Origin of the sequence: Buttiauxella noackiae, from assembly GCF_000737905.1 — a bacterium.
In the GTDB taxonomy this organism is placed as follows: domain Bacteria; phylum Pseudomonadota; class Gammaproteobacteria; order Enterobacterales; family Enterobacteriaceae; genus Buttiauxella; species Buttiauxella noackiae.
The window spans coordinates 1,595,367-1,616,675 of sequence record NZ_JPRU01000001.1 but is presented as its reverse complement, the minus strand read 5'-3'; the positions used below and the strand labels follow the sequence as shown (position 1 = coordinate 1,616,675).

Annotated in this window: 21 protein-coding genes; 9 read left to right on the top strand and 12 right to left on the bottom strand. The window is 48.6% G+C overall.

Translation table 11 applies throughout. The annotated features are described in order from the left end of the window. Positions 1 to 82: 82 nt before the first annotated feature. Positions 83 to 1,459, bottom strand: coding sequence for an anaerobic C4-dicarboxylate transporter DcuC (gene dcuC, locus IX31_RS07440; RefSeq protein ID WP_034456731.1), 1,377 nt, complete (start codon positions 1,457 to 1,459; stop codon positions 83 to 85). A gap of 471 nt (positions 1,460 to 1,930) precedes the next feature. On the opposite strand from dcuC, the gene IX31_RS07435 reads away from it, so the two are divergent. The 7 genes from IX31_RS07435 to cspE all read left to right on the top strand — a co-directional run bounded on the left by IX31_RS07435 (position 1,931) and on the right by cspE (position 9,770). After that, positions 1,931 to 2,284 (top strand): hypothetical protein, encoded by a 354-nt coding sequence (locus tag IX31_RS07435; protein WP_051880584.1) that lies wholly within the window; start codon positions 1,931 to 1,933, stop codon positions 2,282 to 2,284. Positions 2,285 to 2,412: 128 nt separating this feature from the next. Then, on the top strand, positions 2,413 to 2,760 hold the full coding sequence (locus IX31_RS07430; protein WP_051880582.1) for a copper-binding protein: 348 nt from the start codon (positions 2,413 to 2,415) through the stop codon (positions 2,758 to 2,760). An 11-nt stretch (positions 2,761 to 2,771) separates the two neighbouring features. Beyond that, positions 2,772 to 4,028: a TolC family protein gene (locus IX31_RS07425; RefSeq protein ID WP_034456729.1), complete on the top strand. Its 1,257-nt coding sequence runs from the start codon at positions 2,772 to 2,774 to the stop codon at positions 4,026 to 4,028. Next, complete coding sequence (locus IX31_RS07420; RefSeq protein ID WP_034456728.1) at positions 4,028 to 5,485, top strand: efflux RND transporter periplasmic adaptor subunit; 1,458 nt, start codon at positions 4,028 to 4,030, stop codon at positions 5,483 to 5,485. The genes IX31_RS07425 and IX31_RS07420 overlap by 1 nt, the downstream gene beginning before the upstream one ends. Next, complete coding sequence (locus IX31_RS07415; RefSeq protein WP_034456727.1) at positions 5,482 to 8,601, top strand: efflux RND transporter permease subunit; 3,120 nt, start codon at positions 5,482 to 5,484, stop codon at positions 8,599 to 8,601. Before IX31_RS07420 ends, IX31_RS07415 begins: the two co-directional genes overlap by 4 nt. Before the next feature lie 177 nt (positions 8,602 to 8,778). Continuing rightward, positions 8,779 to 9,336 (top strand): lipid IV(A) palmitoyltransferase PagP, encoded by a 558-nt coding sequence (gene pagP, locus IX31_RS07410; protein WP_277813398.1) that lies wholly within the window; start codon positions 8,779 to 8,781, stop codon positions 9,334 to 9,336. Between the two features lie 224 nt (positions 9,337 to 9,560). After that, the gene (gene cspE, locus IX31_RS07405) at positions 9,561 to 9,770 is read left to right on the top strand and encodes a transcription antiterminator/RNA stability regulator CspE (protein ID WP_004100146.1); all 210 of its coding nucleotides are present in this window, start codon (positions 9,561 to 9,563) and stop codon (positions 9,768 to 9,770) included. A 212-nt stretch (positions 9,771 to 9,982) separates the two neighbouring features. Here cspE and crcB read toward each other — a convergent pair whose 3' ends face one another. Continuing rightward, positions 9,983 to 10,366 (bottom strand): fluoride efflux transporter CrcB, encoded by a 384-nt coding sequence (gene crcB, locus IX31_RS07400; RefSeq protein WP_034456725.1) that lies wholly within the window; start codon positions 10,364 to 10,366, stop codon positions 9,983 to 9,985. Between the two features lie 108 nt (positions 10,367 to 10,474). Between crcB and IX31_RS07395 the strand changes: the two genes are divergently transcribed. Together IX31_RS07395 and tatE are read left to right on the top strand one after the other, a co-directional pair. After that, complete coding sequence (locus tag IX31_RS07395) at positions 10,475 to 11,263, top strand: deaminated glutathione amidase (protein ID WP_034456724.1); 789 nt, start codon at positions 10,475 to 10,477, stop codon at positions 11,261 to 11,263. Positions 11,264 to 11,390: 127 nt separating this feature from the next. Beyond that, entirely contained in the window at positions 11,391 to 11,594 is a 204-nt protein-coding gene (tatE, locus tag IX31_RS07390; RefSeq protein ID WP_034456723.1) for a twin-arginine translocase subunit TatE, read from the top strand. A 98-nt stretch (positions 11,595 to 11,692) separates the two neighbouring features. On the opposite strand, the gene lipA is transcribed toward tatE, so the two are convergent. The 10 genes from lipA to IX31_RS07340 form a co-directional block, all read right to left on the bottom strand. Continuing rightward, complete coding sequence (gene lipA, locus IX31_RS07385) at positions 11,693 to 12,658, bottom strand: lipoyl synthase (RefSeq protein ID WP_034456722.1); 966 nt, start codon at positions 12,656 to 12,658, stop codon at positions 11,693 to 11,695. Between the two features lie 272 nt (positions 12,659 to 12,930). Continuing rightward, the gene (gene lipB / locus IX31_RS07380) at positions 12,931 to 13,572 is read right to left on the bottom strand and encodes a lipoyl(octanoyl) transferase LipB (RefSeq protein WP_034456721.1); all 642 of its coding nucleotides are present in this window, start codon (positions 13,570 to 13,572) and stop codon (positions 12,931 to 12,933) included. Between the two features lie 91 nt (positions 13,573 to 13,663). Then, complete coding sequence (ybeD, locus tag IX31_RS07375) at positions 13,664 to 13,927, bottom strand: DUF493 family protein YbeD (RefSeq protein ID WP_034456720.1); 264 nt, start codon at positions 13,925 to 13,927, stop codon at positions 13,664 to 13,666. Positions 13,928 to 14,038: 111 nt separating this feature from the next. Continuing rightward, positions 14,039 to 15,250, bottom strand: a complete 1,212-nt coding sequence (gene dacA / locus IX31_RS07370; protein ID WP_034457229.1) for a D-alanyl-D-alanine carboxypeptidase DacA — start codon at positions 15,248 to 15,250, stop codon at positions 14,039 to 14,041. Between the two features lie 143 nt (positions 15,251 to 15,393). Next, entirely contained in the window at positions 15,394 to 16,542 is a 1,149-nt protein-coding gene (rlpA, locus tag IX31_RS07365) for an endolytic peptidoglycan transglycosylase RlpA (protein ID WP_034456719.1), read from the bottom strand. 16 nt (positions 16,543 to 16,558) lie between these two features. Continuing rightward, positions 16,559 to 17,671 carry a peptidoglycan glycosyltransferase MrdB gene (gene mrdB / locus IX31_RS07360; protein ID WP_034456718.1) on the bottom strand — a complete coding sequence of 371 codons (1,113 nt, stop codon included), beginning with the start codon at positions 17,669 to 17,671 and terminating at the stop codon, positions 16,559 to 16,561. Between the two features lie 2 nt (positions 17,672 to 17,673). Then, positions 17,674 to 19,575, bottom strand: a complete 1,902-nt coding sequence (mrdA, locus tag IX31_RS07355) for a peptidoglycan DD-transpeptidase MrdA (protein WP_034456716.1) — start codon at positions 19,573 to 19,575, stop codon at positions 17,674 to 17,676. A 27-nt stretch (positions 19,576 to 19,602) separates the two neighbouring features. Then, positions 19,603 to 20,073, bottom strand: coding sequence for a 23S rRNA (pseudouridine(1915)-N(3))-methyltransferase RlmH (gene rlmH, locus IX31_RS07350; RefSeq protein ID WP_034456714.1), 471 nt, complete (start codon positions 20,071 to 20,073; stop codon positions 19,603 to 19,605). A gap of 3 nt (positions 20,074 to 20,076) precedes the next feature. Further along, positions 20,077 to 20,394, bottom strand: coding sequence for a ribosome silencing factor (rsfS, locus tag IX31_RS07345; protein WP_034456713.1), 318 nt, complete (start codon positions 20,392 to 20,394; stop codon positions 20,077 to 20,079). A gap of 251 nt (positions 20,395 to 20,645) precedes the next feature. Beyond that, on the bottom strand, positions 20,646 to 21,257 hold the full coding sequence (locus tag IX31_RS07340) for an adenosylcobalamin/alpha-ribazole phosphatase (protein ID WP_034456712.1): 612 nt from the start codon (positions 21,255 to 21,257) through the stop codon (positions 20,646 to 20,648). Positions 21,258 to 21,309: the final 52 nt, after the last annotated feature.

Sequence of the window (21,309 nt, the reverse complement as noted above, 5' to 3'; positions counted from 1 at the left end):
TTTCTCGCTTGGGCTTCCAGAAGTCGCTTTATTTAAGCATAAAAAAAGCGCCTCACTGAGGCGCTTATTGCAAAGCTAAAGATTAAGGCAGAATAGCTGCAGAAGGCACAAGAATTTCGGTGGCGATAATCACGACAATCAGACCAACAGCAACGGGAACTGAGGTGCGTTTTACCACTTCGAATGGAGATATTTTTGCCATACCTGCAACTGCAACCACCACTCCGGAAACTGGAGAAATTGTGCGACCAAGGTTGGAGGCTTGCAGCATAGGAATCGCCAGGTATGCAGGGTTAATACCGGATGAGTGAGCCAGTTTTGGTATCATCTCAACAAAGGCATAGAACGGTGCGTTACCGGAACCTGTAGTCATTGCTGCCAGCATGGTGAGAACGACCAGCACCAGCATCAGAATGATACTTGCTGAACCGAACGATGTGGCAATCGATATCAGGCTCTGGATAAAGCCAATGGTGCTAAGACCTTGTGCAAACACACCCGCAGCAACCAACAGCATAACGACGTTTGCGAAGGCATCAGCCATCCCGCGGTAGCAAACTTCCAGGCCGGAAAAGACGGTCTGCGCTTTGAAGCTGCGGAAGAATTCAATCACCGCGGCAATGAGAATACAGATCACCAAAATAGAGATGATATGCAGTTGTGGACCCCATTTGCCGTCGAAAATTAGCACGCCGATAATTGGTGTAAATGGCAAAATGGCATAGAAAGAAGGTGCAGTAGTCTGGATTTCGCTGACATCGAGCATTTCGTGGCTGACGTTTTCTTTTTTATCCAGGTAGCGTTGCCAGAAGAAGTGGGCAATCGCCATGGCAATAATGGCAGCGATAGAAATTGGCACGGTGGTTTTAAAGGCAAAATCAACCAAAGACATTTCAGCAGCTTTTGCCGCTAGCACTACGTCGCCAGAAGTTGGGGACAGGATAATTGCTGCAGGAGAAGCACAAATTGCTGCCGCTGCCCCACGACTAATCCCCACGTTCACCATGACCGGGAACAACGTTGCCATCAACAACACACCCAGGCCGGTTGCAGATGAAACCGCCAGTGACATCAGACAAGCCACGAAATAAGCGGCGATCATCAAAATGTATGGTGAGTTGATTAATTTCAGTGGCTTAGACGCAAGCTTAACCACCATGTCATTGGCGCCGATATGTGTCATGTAAGCTGCAAAACCGCACAGCATCATGATCATCATGCCCAGATCGCCACCACGGCTCATCAGGAGGATTTTGACATATTCAACGATATCGGTTGCGGTGTACCCAGTGCTTTCAGCATTGCCAGGTAAAACCTTGTGGCCCATCAGAGCACTTATAATCAGTAACGTTAAACCACCGACGAATAATACGCCGGTGGCGGAGTAGCCCTTGATGATGTAGCGAGCTACACCGACAATAACCACAACCCCAATTAGTAGTTCAAGAGTAGTTAGCATTTGAGTCCCCTGTCGCGTTCGGCATCTTTACCCATTGAAGGGAGTGAGTAGTACCTGAGCGCAACGCCATGCCTGAAAATAAAAAATAAGACGCTTTGCAGTCGTCGGTGAAAACGGTGCCAATCTGCCTGAATCATTCGAGCAGATTTCTGATGAGCATCAAATTTACTAAGCTTCGTATCTCTGCCATGACACATTTGCAGGCAGCTTTGCAATTATGACATTTACTTATTGAATAGCGTTATTTATTTGTACCACTAATTGTTTTATAAATAGCCATATGGGGGTAGTTAATTTGATTAATTATTATGAAATTGTTAATTAAAATGGCAAATGTAAAACAACCAAAAATCGCTTTAAAATAAAAAGGTCTAATGCTTATACTGCCGCCTCGTATATTTTGGGGTAACCAAGTTGCAATCCACTTTCTGGTCGACAAGCCATTTACGCTTCCTCAGAAAGCATCTTTTGATGCTGCTGTTGGCGTTTGGCTGGCTGTTTATCAACAGTCAGGTCGCAGTGGCATCGCATGACTGCCCGGTAGAAATTAGCGCATCATCCCTTTCCGTTCAGCATAGCGAACATATGCTGATGAAAAACCATTGGGATATGGTGAAAGCGAAAGGAACACTGTGTGATAAACACTGTATTCCAGATGTGATGCAAAAAGATAACGGCTACATTTCTTTGGCCGCATTACCGGTGACCAATACTCTCGCCTTAGTGATCCCCGAATGTACTGAAACGATTACCTCGGTTTCCTTGGTAACTCCACCTGCAACTGGCCCTCCGGCCACAATACGGTTTTGTCGTTTTAGAGAATAACTCCAGCACGGTCCTGGTTCATGCCTATGAATTTCAAGATGCAGGAAGGCAGCTAACGCACCTGTAACTTGAAAGACAAAGGCAGATTGGCATTTCGCCGTCCTTTGACTTTAGTTCTGGAGATTTTTATGTCTGCTATTTCTGCACGTTTCTTCACAGCCGTTGCGCTGTCTGTATCTGCTTTCTTTACCGTGGCTCACGCCGCATCTCACGATATGTCTCATGAGATGTCGATGTCTCAGCCGATGGCTGCCGAGGTTTACCACGGCCACGGTGTGGTCAAGAAAGTCACCGCCGATTCTATTTCCATCGCCCATAAACCTATCGCAGCGCTTAATTGGCCTGCAATGACCATGACCTTCAGCATGCCTGAAGCGGGAGCATTGCCGGTAGTCAAAGCAGGTGAAACGGTTGACTTCACGTTTAGCCAGCAGTCTGAAGGCTACAAAATCGCTTCGGTTACCCCGACTAAGTAACTGAGGCCATCATGAGACAACATTCCCTGAGCTTGTGGCTCGGCGGGGTGCTGTTTGCTGTGTCTGTCTCTGCCGCAAATGCGGCAGAGCTCAGCCTGCAACAGACCCTGAACGCTGCTGAAAACTATTCCGCGGAACTTTCTGCCAACCGTAATCAGAGCGATGCGCTGAATGCGATGGCGGATTCTGCCCGTGAATTACCCGACCCTAAATTGAAATTTGGTATTGAAAATGTCCCGGTGCAGGGCAGTAACAGCCATCGCTTTACGCGCGAAGGCATGACCATGCAGCGTATTGGCATCATGCAGGAGTACGTCAGCGAAGATAAGCGCGACCGTAAAGCCGAAACTATTCTGGCTCAATCCGCCAGCAGTGCGGCCAAAGCCGAGGTGATTCGGACGACATTACAAAGAACGACGGCTCAGGCCTGGCTTGATTTGGCGTTATCGCAAAAAGTGTTGGCGACTGCGCAAAAACTGGTGGACGAAACTGAGCGTCAAGTCGATGTGCAGAAAGCGACGGTTGCCAGTGGAAGTTCACCGGCATCCAGTGTTGTAGATATTCGCATGACCCTCTTAGGGATGCAGGACAAAGTAACGCTTGCACAGCGTGATGTGGTCCTGGCCCAGACGCGTTTGCTGCAATTGACGGGCGAACAGATTGATAACACTAGTGGTACGTTGCCGCGTTATCAGCGTTTGCCTGCGGACCCGGCAGTACTGGAACAAAATGTCGGGCAGCATCCGGAAGTGATTGAAGCGGCACGCGAGGCCGATGTTGCCAAAGCGCGTTCAGCGCAATCCGCTGTGGCGGCGAAACCGAACGTCGGTGTTGAGGTTTTCTATGCTCATCGTGCGGATGATTACGATGATATGGCTGGTGTGATGTTTACCGTCGATTTACCCATGTTTAAATCGCAACGTCAGGATAAAGACCTGGCGGCAGATATGTCCCGAACCATGGAAGCTAACGACCAGTTGGCATTGTCAAATCGCGAACGTATAGCCCTGGTGCGCACACTGGTAGCGCAGTATCAGGCTGCCCAAACACTCTGGCTGCGCCAGCAAGATGAAATATTACCTCTGCAACGCCAGCGCCTCTCACTGGTTGAAGCACAATACCGTTCCGGGCAATCGACCCTCTCCGACTTACTCAATGCTCGCCGTACTCTGCTTGATACAGAACTGGCCGCGCATAGCGCAGAAAAAAATGTGGCTGAAACCTGGGCCGCCATTCGCTACCTGACGCCACAGGAAAATAACCAATAATGAACACCATAACGAGAATTTCATTGTTAGCGCTCACTATCGCGGCGTCACTTGGCGCCGGGTATTACGTGGGTAAACAAAGCGACTCCACCTCAACGACACAATCTGTTCAGCCTGAACGAAAAGTTCTTTATTGGTATGACCCGATGACACCGGGGCAGCGCTTTGATAAGCCGGGTAAATCGCCGTTTATGGATATGGATTTAGTCCCACGTTATGCCGATGAAACTACCGAAGATGGTGGTGTGACGGTGAGTGCTCGCCAACAACAAAATCTGGGAATCAAAACTGCGTTGGTTGAGAAGAAAGTGCTGGAATATCAATTTGATGCTTTTGCTACAGTGTCTACGGACGAACGCAGCGTGCAGATTATTCCGGCCAGTGCTAATGGCGTCGTTGAGAAGTTGTTTGTTAATGCGCCGCAGCAATTTGTGAAAGCGGGTGAACCACTTGCACAGCTGTGGATACCTGAATGGACGGCGGCACAGCAAGAGTATCTGGCGGTGCGTCGTTTGGGAGACAGCGCATTAAGTGCCGCCGCACGAGAACGTCTACAACTCCAGTTCATGCCAGCGGAAATTATTCGCCAGGTGGAGAAAACCGTGAAACCGCAAACGCGTGTGACGGTGCGTGCTAAACAAGATGGCTACATTAACAAGCTCGATACTCGCGAGGGCGCGCAGGTTGCGGCAACAGCGCCTTTGTTTGAAATTGCCAGCCTCGAATCTGTGTGGATTGTGATTGATTACCCGCAAACTCAGGCCCAGGTACTGCAAGTGGGGAGTGAGATTCAGGCAGCAAGTGATAGCTGGCCTGGTGAGGTTTTCCATGGGCGTGTGAGTGAGTTGTTACCCAATATGGAAACGACTACCCGAACGCTGAAAGCGCGCATCGTGTTGGATAACCCGCAAATGAAGCTCAAGCCTGGGATGTACCTTAATGTGAAACTGGCGAAGCAGCCTAATCTCCCGCCAGTGCTGGCTATTCCTGAAGAAGCGATGATTGAAACGGGGAGCAATAGCCGGGTATTAGTCGCGCAGGACAATGGCCATTTCAACCCGGTGAACGTAGTGGTTGGGACGGCGCAAAATGGCTGGGTTGAGATTAAACAAGGATTGAAAGAGGGCGATAAAGTTGTGACCTCCGGGCAGTTCCTGATTGATTCCGAAGCAAGCCTTCGTAGCGCATTGCCACAGGAGAACGCAGCCATTACTGCAACCCCTGAATATCAGGGCGAGGCGGTGGTGAAAGAGATTACTGATGATGCTGTTACCCTTTCGCACAAACCCATTGCTGCATTGAAATGGGGAGCGATGACTATGGATTTTGCACTGAAATCGGCCGCTGACGCGCAGGGTGTGAAGGTTGGGGATAGCGTGATGTTCAGTTTCACAATGGATGACGAACATGGCGCGGTGATCACTCATCTGATGCCGATGGCGGGGGTAATGAAATGATTGCCGCCGTTATTCGCTGGTCACTTAAAAATCGGCTGCTGGTGTTGCTTGCGGCGATCATGATGGCGGTGTGGGGAATTTGGTCGCTGCAACGCGCACCGTTGGATGCGCTGCCAGATCTCTCCGACGTACAGGTGATCATTCGTATCAATTACCCAGGCAAAGCGCCTCAAGTGGTTGAAGATCAGGTCACTTATCCGCTGACCACTACCATGCTTTCGGTACCAGGCGCGAAAACTGTGCGCGGTTTTTCGATGTTTGGTGACTCATATGTCTACATTTTGTTTGAAGATGGCACCGATCCGTACTGGGCGCGCTCGCGGGTTCTGGAGTATTTAAGCCAGGTTCAGTCACAGTTACCTCCTGAAGCCAAAGCCTCGTTAGGGCCGGATGCGACGGGAGTGGGTTGGGTTTATGAATATGCGCTGGTGGATAGAACTGGCAAACACAGCCTCGCAGATTTACGCGCCCTTCAAGACTGGACGCTTAAATTTGAGCTCAAAACTGTGCCGAATGTTTCTGAAGTGGCAAGCGTAGGCGGCATGGTTCGACAATACCAAATTGTTCTCGATCCGCAGCGTATGCGGGCGCTGAACATTACACACGAACAAGTTATTAGTGCGGTGCAAAGTGCTAACCAGGAAGGTGGCGGTTCGGTTATCGAAATGGGCGAAGCCGAATACATGGTGCGCACCGCAGGTTACCTGAAGAATCTGAATGATTTTAAACAGGTAGTGATCACCACGCGTGAAGGCGTGCCAGTGCTGTTGAGCGATGTAGCAACGTTGCGTATGGGGCCTGAAATTCGTCGTGGCGTGGCGGAATTTAATGGTGAAGGTGAGGTTGCGGGCGGCATTATTGTCATGCGCTATGGCAAGAATGCGCTGGACACAATTAATGGGGTAAAAGCGAAGCTACAGCAAATTCAGAAGAGTTTGCCTGTGGGTGTCGAAATCATTCCGGTGTATGACCGTTCTCATCTGATTGAAAATGCTATTGAAACGCTCTCTCACAAGTTGCTGGAAGAGTTTATCGTAGTGGCGATTATCTGTGCACTCTTCTTGTTCCATTTCCGTTCTGCACTTGTGGCGATGATAACCTTGCCATTGGGGATTCTGGGCGCGTTTATTGTCATGCACTACCAGGGAGTGAACGCCAACATTATGTCGTTGGGTGGAATAGCGATTGCTATTGGGGCAATGGTTGATGCTGCGATCGTAATGATTGAAAACATGCACAAAGTGCTGGAGCAGTGGCGGCACGACAATCCTGATAAGCAGCCTTCTGGTGCTGATTATTGGCGGATCTCTGAGCAAGCCGCGGTAGAAGTGGGGCCAGCATTATTCTGCAGTTTACTGATCATCACACTCTCCTTTATTCCGGTGTTTTCCCTTGAAGCACAAGAAGGGCGCATGTTCTCGCCGCTGGCGTTTACCAAAACCTACGCGATGGCTGTGGCTGCGGGGCTGGGCATCACGCTGGTACCCGTGCTTATGGGCTATTTCATTCGTGGAAAAATTCCTGATGAGAAGGCTAACCCAATCAACCGTTGGCTGATTGCCGCCTATGAACCACTATTGGATAAAGTGCTGGCGCGCCCGAAAACTACGCTGCTGGTGGCAGGGTTAGTATTACTGGCGACGTTATGGCCGTTGAGCCGACTTGGAAGTGAGTTTATGCCGCCGCTTGATGAAGGTGATTTGCTGTACATGCCATCAACGCTACCGGGTATTTCCGCACGTGAAGCAGGACGTTTACTGCAACAGACAGACCGCTTAATCAAAACCGTGCCTGAAGTGGCGACGGTATTTGGTAAAGCCGGGCGCGCAGATACTGCAACCGATCCTGCACCGCTGACCATGATCGAGACCACTATTCGTTTTAAACCGCGCGATCAATGGCGGCCAGGAATGACGATGGATAAGCTGGTTAGCGAACTCGATAACGTGGTGAAAGTTCCGGGTATTGCTAACGTTTGGGTGCCACCTATCCGTAACCGCCTGGATATGTTGGCGACAGGTATCAAAAGCCCGGTAGGCATTAAAGTCAATGGCAATAATATTGCTGCCATTGAGCAGGTGGCTGAGCAAATCGAACGAGTGGTGAAGCAAGTTCCCGGTGTTACATCAGCTCTTGCGGAACGACTCGGTGGCGGGCGCTATGTTGATATTAATATCGACAGGCTGAAAGCGGCGCGCTACGGGGTATCAGTCAAAGAGCTACAGTCATTGGTTGCAACGGTGATTGGTGGACAGAATATCGGTGAAACGATTGAAGGACGTGAACGCTATCCCATCAATATTCGCTACCCACGCGAAATACGTGACAACGTCCAGAAATTACAAAATTTGCCGGTAATTACCGCAAATGGCAGCCAGATTGCACTTTCTGAATTGGCTGACATCAGTATTACTGATGGCCCACCAATGTTGAAGAGTGAAAATGCCCGTTTATCTAATTGGGTTTATGTAGACTTACGCGGACGCGATTTAAAATCGGCAGTGGAAGATATGCAACGTGCTGTTTCCCAACAGGTGAAATTACCTGATGGTGTTTCATTATCCTGGTCTGGTCAATTTGAATATTTAGAACGCGCAAGCGCCAAATTAAAAATAGTCTTACCTTTCACCCTGATTATTATTTTTGTCTTGCTTTATGTAACATTCTCGCGTGTAAGTGATGCACTGTTAATAATGGGGACTTTACCATTCTCACTCATTGGCGGTGTCTGGTTACTCTATTTGCTGGGATATAATTTATCCGTTGCGGGGGCTGTGGGCTTTATTGCATTGGCAGGAGTAGCAGCTGAATTTGGCGTAATAATGGTGCTTTATTTAAATCAAGCGATTGCAAGGCATAAAATGCTAGATCCACAAGGAGGAAAACCCATGTTAATGCGTGCCCTTCATGAGGGCGCTGTGCTGCGTGTCAGGCCAAAAGTGATGACGGTAGCGACGATAATGGCGGGTTTGTTGCCGATTATGTGGGGTGATGGCACTGGATCAGAAGTGATGCGTCGTATAGCGGCCCCGATGATTGGCGGCATGATTACTGCCCCATTGCTATCGATGTTGGTCATCCCTGCAATGTATGTATTACTAAAAAAGCATAAATAATAGTTGGTTACCCCTATTGTTTTAGATTAAGGAAACAATAGGGGTTGATGGTTAAATAGGCGTTAATGGCTGTTTTTAGGAATTAGCCACAGACTTATTTAGCTTTTGTTAATATATAATTTGTTAGGCTGTATATTGAATTTTGATGTGGAAATCAATGTGACTCTAACAAATAAAATCATCTTTTCTTTTATTATTTTTGTATCACCATTAATGGTGTTGCCTGCTGCAATGGCGAGCCAAAATAGTGTATTAGGTGACGCCTGGAATACTTTGTCTGATAATGTTTCACAAACCTGGAATGAACCGCAACATTATGATTTGTATGTGCCTGCAATAACCTGGCATGCACGTTTTGCATACGATAAAGAAAAAACAGATCGCTATAACGAACGTCCCTGGGGTATTGGGTTTGGGCAAATACGTTGGGATGAAAGTGGCAACTGGCATGGTTTGTATCTGATGGCGTTCAAGGATTCCTTTAACAAATGGGAACCAATTGGTGGCTATGGATGGGAGAAGATCTGGCGTCCGTTGACGGATGATAACTTCCGTCTTGGTTTGGGCTATACGCTGGGGGCAACAGCGCGTGATAACTGGAACTATATTCCCATTCCTGTGATTTTACCTTTGGCATCCGTAGGTTATGGACCGGCAACGTTCCAGATGACTTATATTCCCGGAACGTACAACAACGGTAACGTTTACTTTGCCTGGTTACGCTTCCAATTCTGAAGGGCCGTAGCAGTCTGAAATGATTCAAATGGGTAGTCTGGAATCATACAAATGGCGTATTTGGGCTGACTGGTATTCAAAAATACGGACTGCCGCACAGTTTTTAAAAGAGGTAGTAATTTTTATCACTTTTTAGCAATTCTGGGCTGGACAAAATCCATCACAATTGGTGTACTGATGTCCGACACAGCATTTGTGTCGTTTTTCATGTAAAGGTAATTTAGATGTCTAAGATTAAAGGTAACGTTAAGTGGTTTAACGAGTCAAAAGGCTTTGGCTTCATTACTCCGGAAGATGGTAGCAAAGACGTGTTCGTACACTTCTCTGCAATCCAGAGCAATGGTTTCAAAACCTTGGCTGAAGGTCAGCGCGTTGAGTTTGAAATCACTAACGGTGCCAAAGGCCCATCTGCTGCAAACGTAATGCCTATCTAAGGCTTTACCAGCAGAATATAAAAACCCGCCAAGGCGGGTTTTTTTTGCTTTAAATTCAGGAAAAAAGATAAATTTTCACAAAGCACACCACAATAAGCGTGCTAATCAGCACCGCTGTCCATCCAGCAACACGTTCTTTCATCAGTTTGCCTCACCCTTATTTTTATCCAGAGTGGCAGACAAAAATTAAGCTAACCTTAACGTGGCTTGAATCAATGACTGTAGGCTAAAGAAACTAACCAAAATGCGATGGCCGTCATGGTGAGCGAACCTGCGAGATTAAGCAGCATATTCAATCCAGCCCAGGCCAGACGCCCATCCTGTAGTAAGAAAACAACTTCTGCCGAGAAAGTCGAAAACGTGGTAAGGCCTCCGCAAAAACCTGTGGTGATTAAAAGTTTCCAGACAGGGTCAAGGTGAGTCATTCTGGTAAACACAGCCAGCCCCAGTCCGATGATAAACGCGCCGACAAGGTTTGCTGTCAACGTCCCGACGGGAATCGCCGCATGTGCCGGGTTGAGCTTCATACTCAATAACCAGCGCACAACACTTCCCGTTCCTCCGCCAATAAACACGGCTAAAAGCATCTGCAACACGATAGTTTCCTGTTCGTTCTTATTTTTAAAGTGTTTGAGTGTAACGTCAGCACGGGAAGTTTCACACCCGGTATACTGAAATTATTCGCAGCCTTTTGAGAGATGACAATGAAAGTTGCAGTAGGGCAGTTTGCGGTGAGTAAAGTGTGGCAGGAAAACGTACAAACCTGTCTGGCGTTGATGGCGCAAGCGCGAGCTACAGGGGCTCAATTACTGGTATTACCCGAAGCAGTCCTGGCACGAGATGATAGCGACCCCGATTTATCAGTGAAATCAGCGCAAACCATGAACGATGAGTTTATCGATAGGCTTTGCGAGCAGAGTCGTAATGATAATCTGACAACCATACTGACATTGCATATCAAAACCACGGTGGGTCGTGCGGCAAATACTTTGCTGGCAATTCGTGGCGGCAAGGTGATAGCTCGTTATCAGAAACTTCATCTCTATGATGCGTTTAATGTACAAGAATCGCGCCTGGTTGATGCAGGTGATGTATTACCACCATTAATTGAGGTCGCGGGTTTTAAAGTGGGATTAATGACATGCTACGATCTGCGATTTCCAGAGATGGCTTTGAGTCTGGCTTTAGCGGGCGCTGATGTTTTAGTCTTACCTGCAGCGTGGTTACGTGGTCCAAATAAAGAGATGCATTGGTCAACGCTACTGGCTGCTCGTGCGCTTGATACCACATGTTATGTTGTGGCATCAGGTGAATGTGGTAATAAAAATATTGGTCATAGTCGAGTGGTGGATCCACTCGGTGTTGTCATTGCGGCGGCAAATCAGCGACCGGCTTTGATTTATGCTGAGTTGGAGGGCGAGTACTTAACTGAAGTAAGAGCGATGCTACCCGTCTTGAAAAACCGCCGGTTTGGCGTACCCAGGTTGTTATGATGGTTTTTAACTCGATCTTGATTCAACTTGTTACAGGTTTCTATTGTATCGCACGCGAAAATGACCGTTAATTGTCTCAGTGTATTGTTCGCCGTATCCACGGCACGCATGATTAAAGAAGGTTGTTATGGGTGAGATTAGTATTACAAAGTTGTTGGTGGTCGGTGCGCTGATTGTTTTGTTATTTGGCACCAAGAAGTTGCGCACCCTGGGTGGCGATCTGGGCGCGGCAATCAAGGGCTTCAAGAAAGCCATGAATGAAGATGAGACCAGCGCTAAGTCTGCCAGCAATACGGATACAACAGCTGACCGTATTACTCACAAAGACTGATCATAAAGCAGCTTTCGACCAGATATAAAAAAACCGGCATTGTTTTGGCCGGTTTTTTTATGCACGTAGCAAATTAAAGGTAACGATTTGTTACATCGTTATTTAACTTCCATACCTTTAGCTTGTAAGTCTGCATGGTATGAAGAGCGAACAAATGGGCCGCAAGCTGCATGGGTAAAGCCCATAGCCAGCGCTTCTGCTTTCATCTCTTCAAACTCGTCAGGGCTCACATAACGTTGCACTGGTAAGTGATGGCGGCTTGGCTGTAAATATTGGCCCAGCGTTAACATTGTGACACCGTGGCGACGTAGGTCACGCATTACTTCCACAATCTCTGCATTCGTTTCGCCTAAACCTACCATCAACCCTGATTTGGTTGGGATATCAGGATGCGCTTCTTTAAAACGCTCCAGCAGTTTCAGCGACCAGTTGTAGTCAGCACCAGGACGTACTTTGCGATAAATACGCGGCACGTTTTCCAGGTTATGGTTGAACACATCTGGCGGCGTTGCGGTGAGGATTTCTAGCGCTTTGTCCATTCGGCCACGGAAATCTGGCACTAATGTTTCGATTTTGATGGTCGGATTTTTTTCGCGAATTGCGCTTATGCAATCAGCAAAATGTTGAGCTCCACCGTCGCGCAGGTCATCACGGTCAACAGACGTGATAACGACATAACGTAATGCCATGTCAGCGATAGTTTGCGCTAGTTTGCCTGGCTCATTGGCGTCAGGTGCAACCGGGCGACCATGAGCCACATCGCAGAATGGGCAGCGGCGAGTGCAAATCGCACCCAGGATCATAAAGGTTGCTGTTCCGTGGTTGAAACATTCCGCCAGGTTAGGGCAGGAAGCTTCTTCACACACAGAGTGCAGACCATTTTTACGCATTGCCGCTTTGATACCCTGAATGCGGGTCGAATCAGATGGAAGTTTGATCTTCATCCATTCTGGTTTTCTTAACAGCTCCTGGCGCTCCGTCACCACGTTTTTAACCGGGATCAGAGCCATTTTATCGGCGTCGCGGTACTTGACGCCGCGTTCCATTACAATAGGTTTACTCATATCGTACGTGTTCCAGTTGCTGAAAAAAATCAGGCTAATCGAATGTTTTATTTATCAACTATTTTTTAATAGCGACCGAAGTATATCATCACTGAAAGGAATAAATTAGCCTGACAGAGCAGTAAATGGGGAAAGAATTGTAAATGAGTTGTTGGATTGTGCGCTTTGCAAGGTTAACAATTAGCAAATCGACCTCATAGTAACCGCCGGGAGGTCGATGTGACTACGCACCCAGGAATTCGTAAAGGATGCAGTTATCAGAACAATAAATATTAAGCAGGTATGTATTTAACTGGCGGATTATTCAGTAGCTCGATGAATTTATTGATGAGCAATGGTTGAACATCTTCAAGTGCCGTACCAGCGCGTAATGAACTGACCTGCGTCATCTCAAGACCTGCATATCCGCAAGGGTTGATTCGCAGAAAAGGGCTGAGATCCATATCAATATTCAATGCCAGCCCGTGGAATGAACAACCCTTACGTATACGTAAACCCAGCGAGCAAATCTTACGTCCATCAACATAGACACCTGGAGCATCCGCGCGTGGATAAGCTTCTATCTGTAATTCTGCAAGGGTATTGACCACGGTTTGCTCAAGAATGGTGACCAGTTCCCGAACGCCGAGCTTACGACGCTTAAGATTAAGCAACACGTACATCACTTGCTGGCCTGGTCCATGATAAGTGACCTGGCCGCCGCGGTCGCTTTGAATCACGGGAATATCACCAGGAACGAGCACGTGTTCCGCTTTACCTGCCTGGCCTTGCGTAAAGACACGCTCGTGTTCTACCAGCCAAATTTCATCGGCAGTCGTTTCATCACGGGTATCGGTAAAATCATGCATCGCCTGAGAAATGGGTTCGTAGGGTTGCAGGCCTAGTTGGCGAATTTGAATAGTATCTTGAGACAAAACATCGTCTCCGGCAGGTTAGAAAGATGAGGGAGTATATATCACTGGGACAAAAAGCAGTACCCGGCCTGTTGGCCGGGCAGGTTACAAATTACAGCACCATACGAACGATTTCGATCTTGCCAAGCTCTTCGTACAGGGTCTCAACTTGCTCAATGTGAGTCGCTTTGATAGTGACCGATACAGAATGGTAATTACCTTTGCTGCTCGGTTTAACCTGTGGGGTGTAGTCACCAGGTGCGTGGCGCTGCACCACCTCAATGACCAAATCAACCAGCTCGGGTTTCGCCAAACCCATCACTTTGTAAGTAAAGGGAGTCGGGAATTCGAGCAATTCTTTCAGATTGGTTTTCATGGTAGCTCCAGCGTTACGGCATTAAAAATGATAACTCCCGCCAACAGGGGCAGGAGTTGCTTTGATTCATAGTATATGGGGACGACTTCTATTCTTTCAAGTGTTCAATAATTAACCAAACCAATGGTGGAATGTCAGTTTGATGTAATCAATGATACGACTGAAGAAATTACCTTCTGGCATTTCCTGAAGAACAACCAGCGGGCGTTGCTCAATAGTTTTTCCATCGAGTTGGAAATTGATGGTACCAACAACCTGGTTTTTCTGCAGCGGTGCATGCAGTTCCGTGGTGTTAAGTACATAGCTCGCTTTCAGATCTTTCATGCGCCCACGAGGGATTGTCAGATAAACGTCTTTATCAACCCCGAGTGATGCACGATCGTTATCACCAAACCAGGCTGGTTCTGAGGCAAATTCTTTACCGGCTTTCAGTGGCGAGACAGTTTCAAAGAAACGGAAGCCCCAGGTCAGCAGTTTTTTGCTTTCGGTTTCACGGCCTTTGTACGTACGTCCACCAAGCACTGCAGAAATCAGACGCATCTGACCTTCAGTTGCAGAGGCCACCAGGTTGTAACCTGCAGCATCGGTATGACCTGTTTTGATGCCATCAACTTGCAGGCTGGTATCCCACAGCAAGCCGTTACGGTTTGTCTGGCGGATATTGTTGAAGGTGAACTCTTTCTCTTTGTAGATAGCGTATTCGTTCGGCACATCGCGAATCAACGCCTGGCCAATCAACGCCATATCACGCGCTGAGCTGAATTGGCCTTCGGCATCGAGACCGTGTACGGTCCCGAAATGGGTATTTTTCAGGCCCAGAGCGGAAACATAGCTATTCATCAGGCCAACAAATGCATCCTGGCTTCCGGCCACAAAATCGGCCATTGCAACACATGCATCGTTACCTGATTGCAGGTTAATACCGCGAATCAGTTGTGATACCGGCACCTGCATGCCTGGTTTCAGGAACATCAAAGATGAACCTTTAAATACCGGGTTGCCGGTCGCCCATGCATCCTGGCCAACAGTCACAATCGAGCTTTCGTTAAATTTACCGGCTTTCATCGCTTGACCGATGACGTAGCTGGTCATCATTTTGGTCAGGCTCGCAGGATCACGACGAGTATCAGCATTAGACTCAGCCAGTACTTTACCGGAGTTGTAATCGATCAGGATGTACGCTTCCGCATCAATCTGCGGGACGCCTGGGATCATGGTTTTAATGTTCAGGTCGTCAGCGTGTGCGACAGCCATCCCCGAAAGAGTGAGGGCCGTAGTGAGCGCCAGGCGTTTAACAAAACGAAAAGAAGGGGCTGTATTCATGATTAGAACAACGACATCCATGATGGGAATAAAAAAAGTGCCTTACTATAGCAAAAGCGATTTTTGCTGGCATCCGTCTTTGCGCATCAATTGTTAATGGAATTTACATTAATTGACGCACGACGAATGCCAGACACAACCACTTACATAGCGGGTGCGTTAGTGATGAAAGATTGTTGCTGGGCTTCGCTCATTAGACGTTGCTGCATAGCGGCCGCTTCGTTCCGAGTGCTAAATGGCCCAAGCTGTACACGGAACATAGCACCATTACTGGAAACCTTGCCCGGCACGCCAAATTGCTGGCTAAGTTTTTGCTGCCACTGAGTTGCACGAGTCTGATCGCTGACTGCTCCCACCTGAACGACATAACGCCCGGAAGCTGTAGCGACTGGAGCAGCTGTCTGCACGCTACCCTGAACCGAACCAGGTGCTGTAACTGGTGCATTTTGTTGCACAGGTGCTGCAGTTTGAACTGGTGTTGCTGCTACTGCAGGAGCCGCGGCAACTTCTGGCTGGTCATTTTCAATCACGCCGGGGGCCAGGGGAGTTGCAGCACCTAAGAAACCACTGCTATTAACCGGAGCTCCGGTAGTGTCTTCACTTTTCAGCGAGGAGTTGCTAATAGCGCGTACCTCACCTTGCGGAGCTTCCACTGGCATTCCAGAAGAGGCACTGCCCATTCCACCGCTTAAATCAGGACGAGGGGGGAGGATGTAGGTCTGTTTGGCAACAGTCGTACACACAGTACCAGGCCCGGACATGGAACCATCCTGGGCAACAATAATTGGATCGATACGTACTTTGGTGTTGTTTGAGTTGTTCAAACGGTCGGCTGCGGCGCGTGATAACGAAATGACACGATCATTACCATAAGGACCACGATCGTTAATACGCACGACAATCATGCGCCCATTTGCGAGGTTCGTGATACGCGCATAGCTTGGAATAGGAAGTGTTGGATGGGCAGCAGTCAGAGCAGTCGCATCAAATGGCTCGCCCGATGCAGTCAGGTTGCTACCGGGTTCCGCATCATAAATAGCGGCAAAACCTGCCTGGCTAAAGTTTGCCGGATTCTGCACGATTTTATAGCGTTTACCGTTATTTTCGTAATCCTGATTAGCCGAAGGACTCAACGGTTCAAAGCGCGGTTCCGCGCCGCTTATCTCAACCGTCGGGCCATTACACACCGCCGGTTGCGGTTGCTGGTTTACCTGTTGTTGATCACCATCATCAGACGAGCAGCCAGCCAGTATTGCAGCAACGACACAGATCCCAAGCCAACGCTTAACCATTACGCACCTCATCCACTTACACGCTTTTTGATAACATTTTTCTGTGGGTATGTATCGACATCACGATACCAAACCCGGCCATCAGAACGATCAGGGCCGAGCCCCCGTAGCTCACCAGCGGCAAAGGTACGCCGACCACCGGTAAGATACCACTAACCATACCAATGTTAACAAACACATATACGAATAAAATCAACATTAGCCCACCAGCCATTACTCGACCAAATGTGGTCTGAGCACGAGCGGCAATGATAAGACCGCGCATGATAAGCAATAGATAGAGCGCCAGTAATACCAGAACACCTACCAAGCCTAGCTCCTCGGCAAGTACTGCAAAGATAAAGTCAGTGTGGCGTTCGGGTAAAAATTCAAGTTGCGACTGTGTTCCGTGTAGCCAACCCTTGCCACGTAACCCGCCAGAACCAATAGCAATTTTAGACTGAATAATATGATAGCCCGCACCGAGAGGATCACTTTCCGGATCAAGCAGCATCATCACGCGTGCACGTTGGTAATCGTGCATCAGGAAGAACCATAGAATCGGAATGAAGGCGGCGACCAACAACACGGCAACACCGATAAGTTTCCAGCTCATACCGGATAAGAACAGCACGAACAGTCCTGATGCGGCAATGAGAATAGACGTTCCCAGATCGGGTTGAGCGGCAACCAGCAGCGTCGGCATGAAAATGAGTATCAGCGCGATGCCGGTATTCTTCAGTGTAGGTGGGCAGACATCGCGGTTAATAAAGCGCGCGACCATCAGCGGCACGGCAATTTTTGCGATTTCAGACGGCTGGAAACGCACAATACCGAGGTCAAGCCAGCGTTGTGCACCTTTGGATATCGCTCCAAATGCATCCACTGCCACCAATAATATTATGCAGACAATATACAGATAAGGAGCCCAGCCTTCGTACACGCGAGGCGGGATTTGCGCCATCACGATCATCACAACCAGTCCCATCAGGATCTGGCCAATTTTGCGCTCCATCATGTCCATGTCCTGACCACTGGCGCTCCAGATTACCAGCGCACTAAAGATAAGCAGCGCCAGAATGGTCACAATGAAGAGCGGGTCGATGTGGATTTTATCCCAGAACGACTTTTTATTTGGATTATCAGTCATGGTCATTGGTCCTCAGCCCCCGGTGGTGCGGGTACTTCAGTAGGCAGTACCGTATTGTTATCCCCAAGCATAATGTGGTCGAGGATCTGGCGCATGATGGTGCCTACAGCGGGGCCTGCGCCGCCGTTTTCCAGAATCATGGTGACGGAAACCTGTGGATTATCGTAAGGGGCGAACGCAGTCATCAATTTATGATCGCGTAAGCGTTCAGCGATTTTATGGGCGTTATAAGTTTCATTAGCTTTCAGGCCAAAGACCTGGGCCGTCCCTGATTTTGCCGCAATTTTATAAGGCGCATTGGCAAAATATTTATGAGCTGTACCGTTAGGGCGGTTGGCTACGCCATACATCCCGTCTTTAGCAATTTCCCAAAAACCAGAGTGGATATCGCCTACAGGAGGCTGTACCGGCTGCTGCCACGGAACTTGCTTACCATTCTCAACCGTGCTCATCAGGAAATGAGGAACGCGCACGATGCCATCGTTAATCAGGATCATCATTGCTTTGCTCATTTGAATCGGTGTCGCGGTCCAGTAGCCCTGGCCGATACCGACTGGAATAGTGTCACCCTGATACCACGGCTTTTTAAAGCGCTTCAATTTCCACTCACGGGTTGGCATGTTACCTGACCTCTCTTCCGAAAGATCGATACCGGTATAGTGCCCGTAGCCAAACTTACGCATCCACTCGCCCATACGGTCGATACCCATGTCGTAAGCGACCTGATAGAAATAGGTATCTGCGGATTCTTCAAGCGCTTTGGTCACGTTCAGGCGGCCGTGGCCCCATTTTTTCCAGTCACGATAACGCTTTTCAGAACCAGGTAACTGCCACCAGCCTGGGTCAAAGAGGGAAGTATTGCGGGTGATCACCCCGGCACTTAACGCGGACACTGCCATATACGGTTTCACCGTGGAAGCAGGAGGGTAAACCCCTTGCGTTGCACGGTTGATAAGCGGCGTGTTCGGGTCATTGAGCAAACCGGAATAGTCTTTGCTTGAGATGCCATCAACGAACAAGTTCGGGTTGTAACTTGGCATCGAAACAAGCGCCAGAATGCCGCCGGTGCGTGGGTCGGTGACCACAACTGCTGCGCGGCTTCCTGCTAATAAGGTTTCAATGTAATTCTGAAGCTTAAGGTCGATAGTCAGATAGATATCGTGCCCGGCTTGTGGTGGTACTTCCTTGAGCTGGCGAATCACACGGCCACGGTTGTTTACTTCAACTTCTTCATAACCGGTCTGGCCATGCAAGACATCTTCGTAATAACGTTCAATACCAAGCTTACCGATATCATGTGTTGAGGCGTAGTTTGCCAGCTTGCCGTCTTTATCAAGGCGTTCAACGTCTTTATCGTTAATTTTGGAAACGTAGCCAATGACATGTGTCAGTGCTGAGCCATACGGATAGTAACGGCGTTTATAGCCCTTAACCTCAACCCCCGGGAAGCGGTACTGATTGACGGCAAAACGTGCGACCTGAACTTCGGTGAGGTTGGTTTTGACCGGAATAGAGGTGAAGCGATGAGAGCGTGCTCGCTCTTTCTTAAAGTTGGCAATATCGTCATCAGTTAAATCTACGACTGAGCGTAACGCTTCAAGCGTTGCCTGCACGTCGTCCACTTTTTCCGGCATCATTTCCACCTGGTAAATGGTGCGGTTGAGTGCGAGTGGTGTGCCGTTGCGATCGTAGATAATGCCGCGGCTAGGCGGAATAGGGACCAGCTTTATGCGGTTTTCATTCGAGCGAGTCTGGTAGTCAGTGAAACGGACGATTTGTAAATTATAAAGGTTGGCAACAAGCACACCGCTTAGTGCCAAAATACCAAGAAACGCGACCAGCGCCCGGCGCACAAAAAGCGCAGACTCAGCTGTATAGTCACGAAAAGAATTCTGTAATTTCATCCGCAGCTTTGTTCTACCTGACGATATCTACTCACGGTGATAAGGGTGGTTGGTCGTAATGCTCCACGCACGGTAGAGACTTTCCGCTACCAGCACCCGAACTAAAGGATGCGGCATTGTCAGATTGGACAGTGACCAGCTTTGCTCTGCAGCAGCTTTGCATGCTGGAGCAAGTCCTTCCGGGCCGCCAATCAGCAAGCTGACATCTCTACCATCCTGTTTCCAGCGTTCAAGCTGCACGGCAAGGTGCGGCGTATCCCAAGGTTGCCCCGGGATATCCAGCGTGACAATTCGGTTGCCCTTGCCGGCCGCTGCCAACATCATTTCGCCTTCTTTTTCGAGAATGCGCTTGATATCGGCATTTTTGCTGCGTTTTCCCGCAGGAATTTCTACCAGTTCGAATGGCATATCCTTGGGAAAACGACGCAGGTACTCGGTAAAGCCGGTTTGCACCCAGTCAGGCATTTTGGTGCCAACTGCTACTAATTGCAGCTTCACTCATTAACCCCAGAGTTTTTCCAATTCGTAAAGCTGGCGGCTTTCTTCTTGCATCACATGGACGATAACTTCGCCAAGGTCAACAACAACCCAGTCGGTTGCGTTCACGCCTTTCACGCCTAATGCATCAAAACCGGCTTTGCGGGACTCTTCTACAACGTGCTCAGCGATAGACATAACGTGGCGGTTAGAAGTACCGGTACAGATAACCATGCAATCAGTGATGCTTGATTTACCCTGAACATCTATAGCAACGATATCCTGGCCTTTGAGGTCGTCAATTTTATCGACGATGAAATCTTGAAATTCTTTACCCTGCAAGTGTTCCCCCTGGGAAAAGTAGAGTGTGTTCGATTTAGCCCGCATGATACCCATAATGGGGCAGCTTTACTGACAATTCGGCAATGCGGCGCTCAAAGCGGGGTATCATCCCACCGAGTGACCTGGTTTGCATCGCCATTTTTGTAAAACTATTTTGGAAAGTCATGCTTGCGGGCAGGAAATTATGGCAGCGGAGCATAACAGTCTGAGGTGTAGTGTCAATGGTTGACGATACCACAGACGCTGGCAACTTATTGCACCGGTGGACAAATAGCGCGGTTATTGAGAGTTCTCAGAGTGGCAAACCCCTCACGAATCTCAATTAAACTCCATGCCCCTTGTTCAATCACAAAGTGCCACAATGACGAGGGTGGCATGTTGAGCAGGGTGGCGATAAGCAAACTCAATACTCCCTGATGGCTCACAATCAGAACATTATCTTCTTTTGGCAATGCGGATAGAGATGTGGAGAACTCGCTGACACGTTGGGAAAAAAGCTGGAAACCTTCACCATTGCGGGGAATAACGTTCTGCCAGTCATTGCACCATGCGGCGTAGTTCTCGCTATCCAGGCGTTGTAAATCACGGTGGTGGCGCATCTCCCAGTCACCAAAATTCATCTCATTGAGACGTGGTTCGGTAACTACGGGGGTTTTACGTTGCTGGAGAATCAATTGAGTGGTGTGTTGTGCTCGGCCCAACTCACTGCAAAGTACCTTCTCAAAATCAATATGGCATAGCATATCACCTACCGCTTTGGCCTGATTAATGCCTTCGGCAGTCAGTGGAGTTTCAGAAATGCCACTGTAAAGACCGTCTAAATTTGCCTGGGTTTGTCCATGGCGCACTAACCATAACTTCATCTCATCCTCGCGCAAACATTGGCTGGCACTGGCATAAGTGTATCATTGCGTC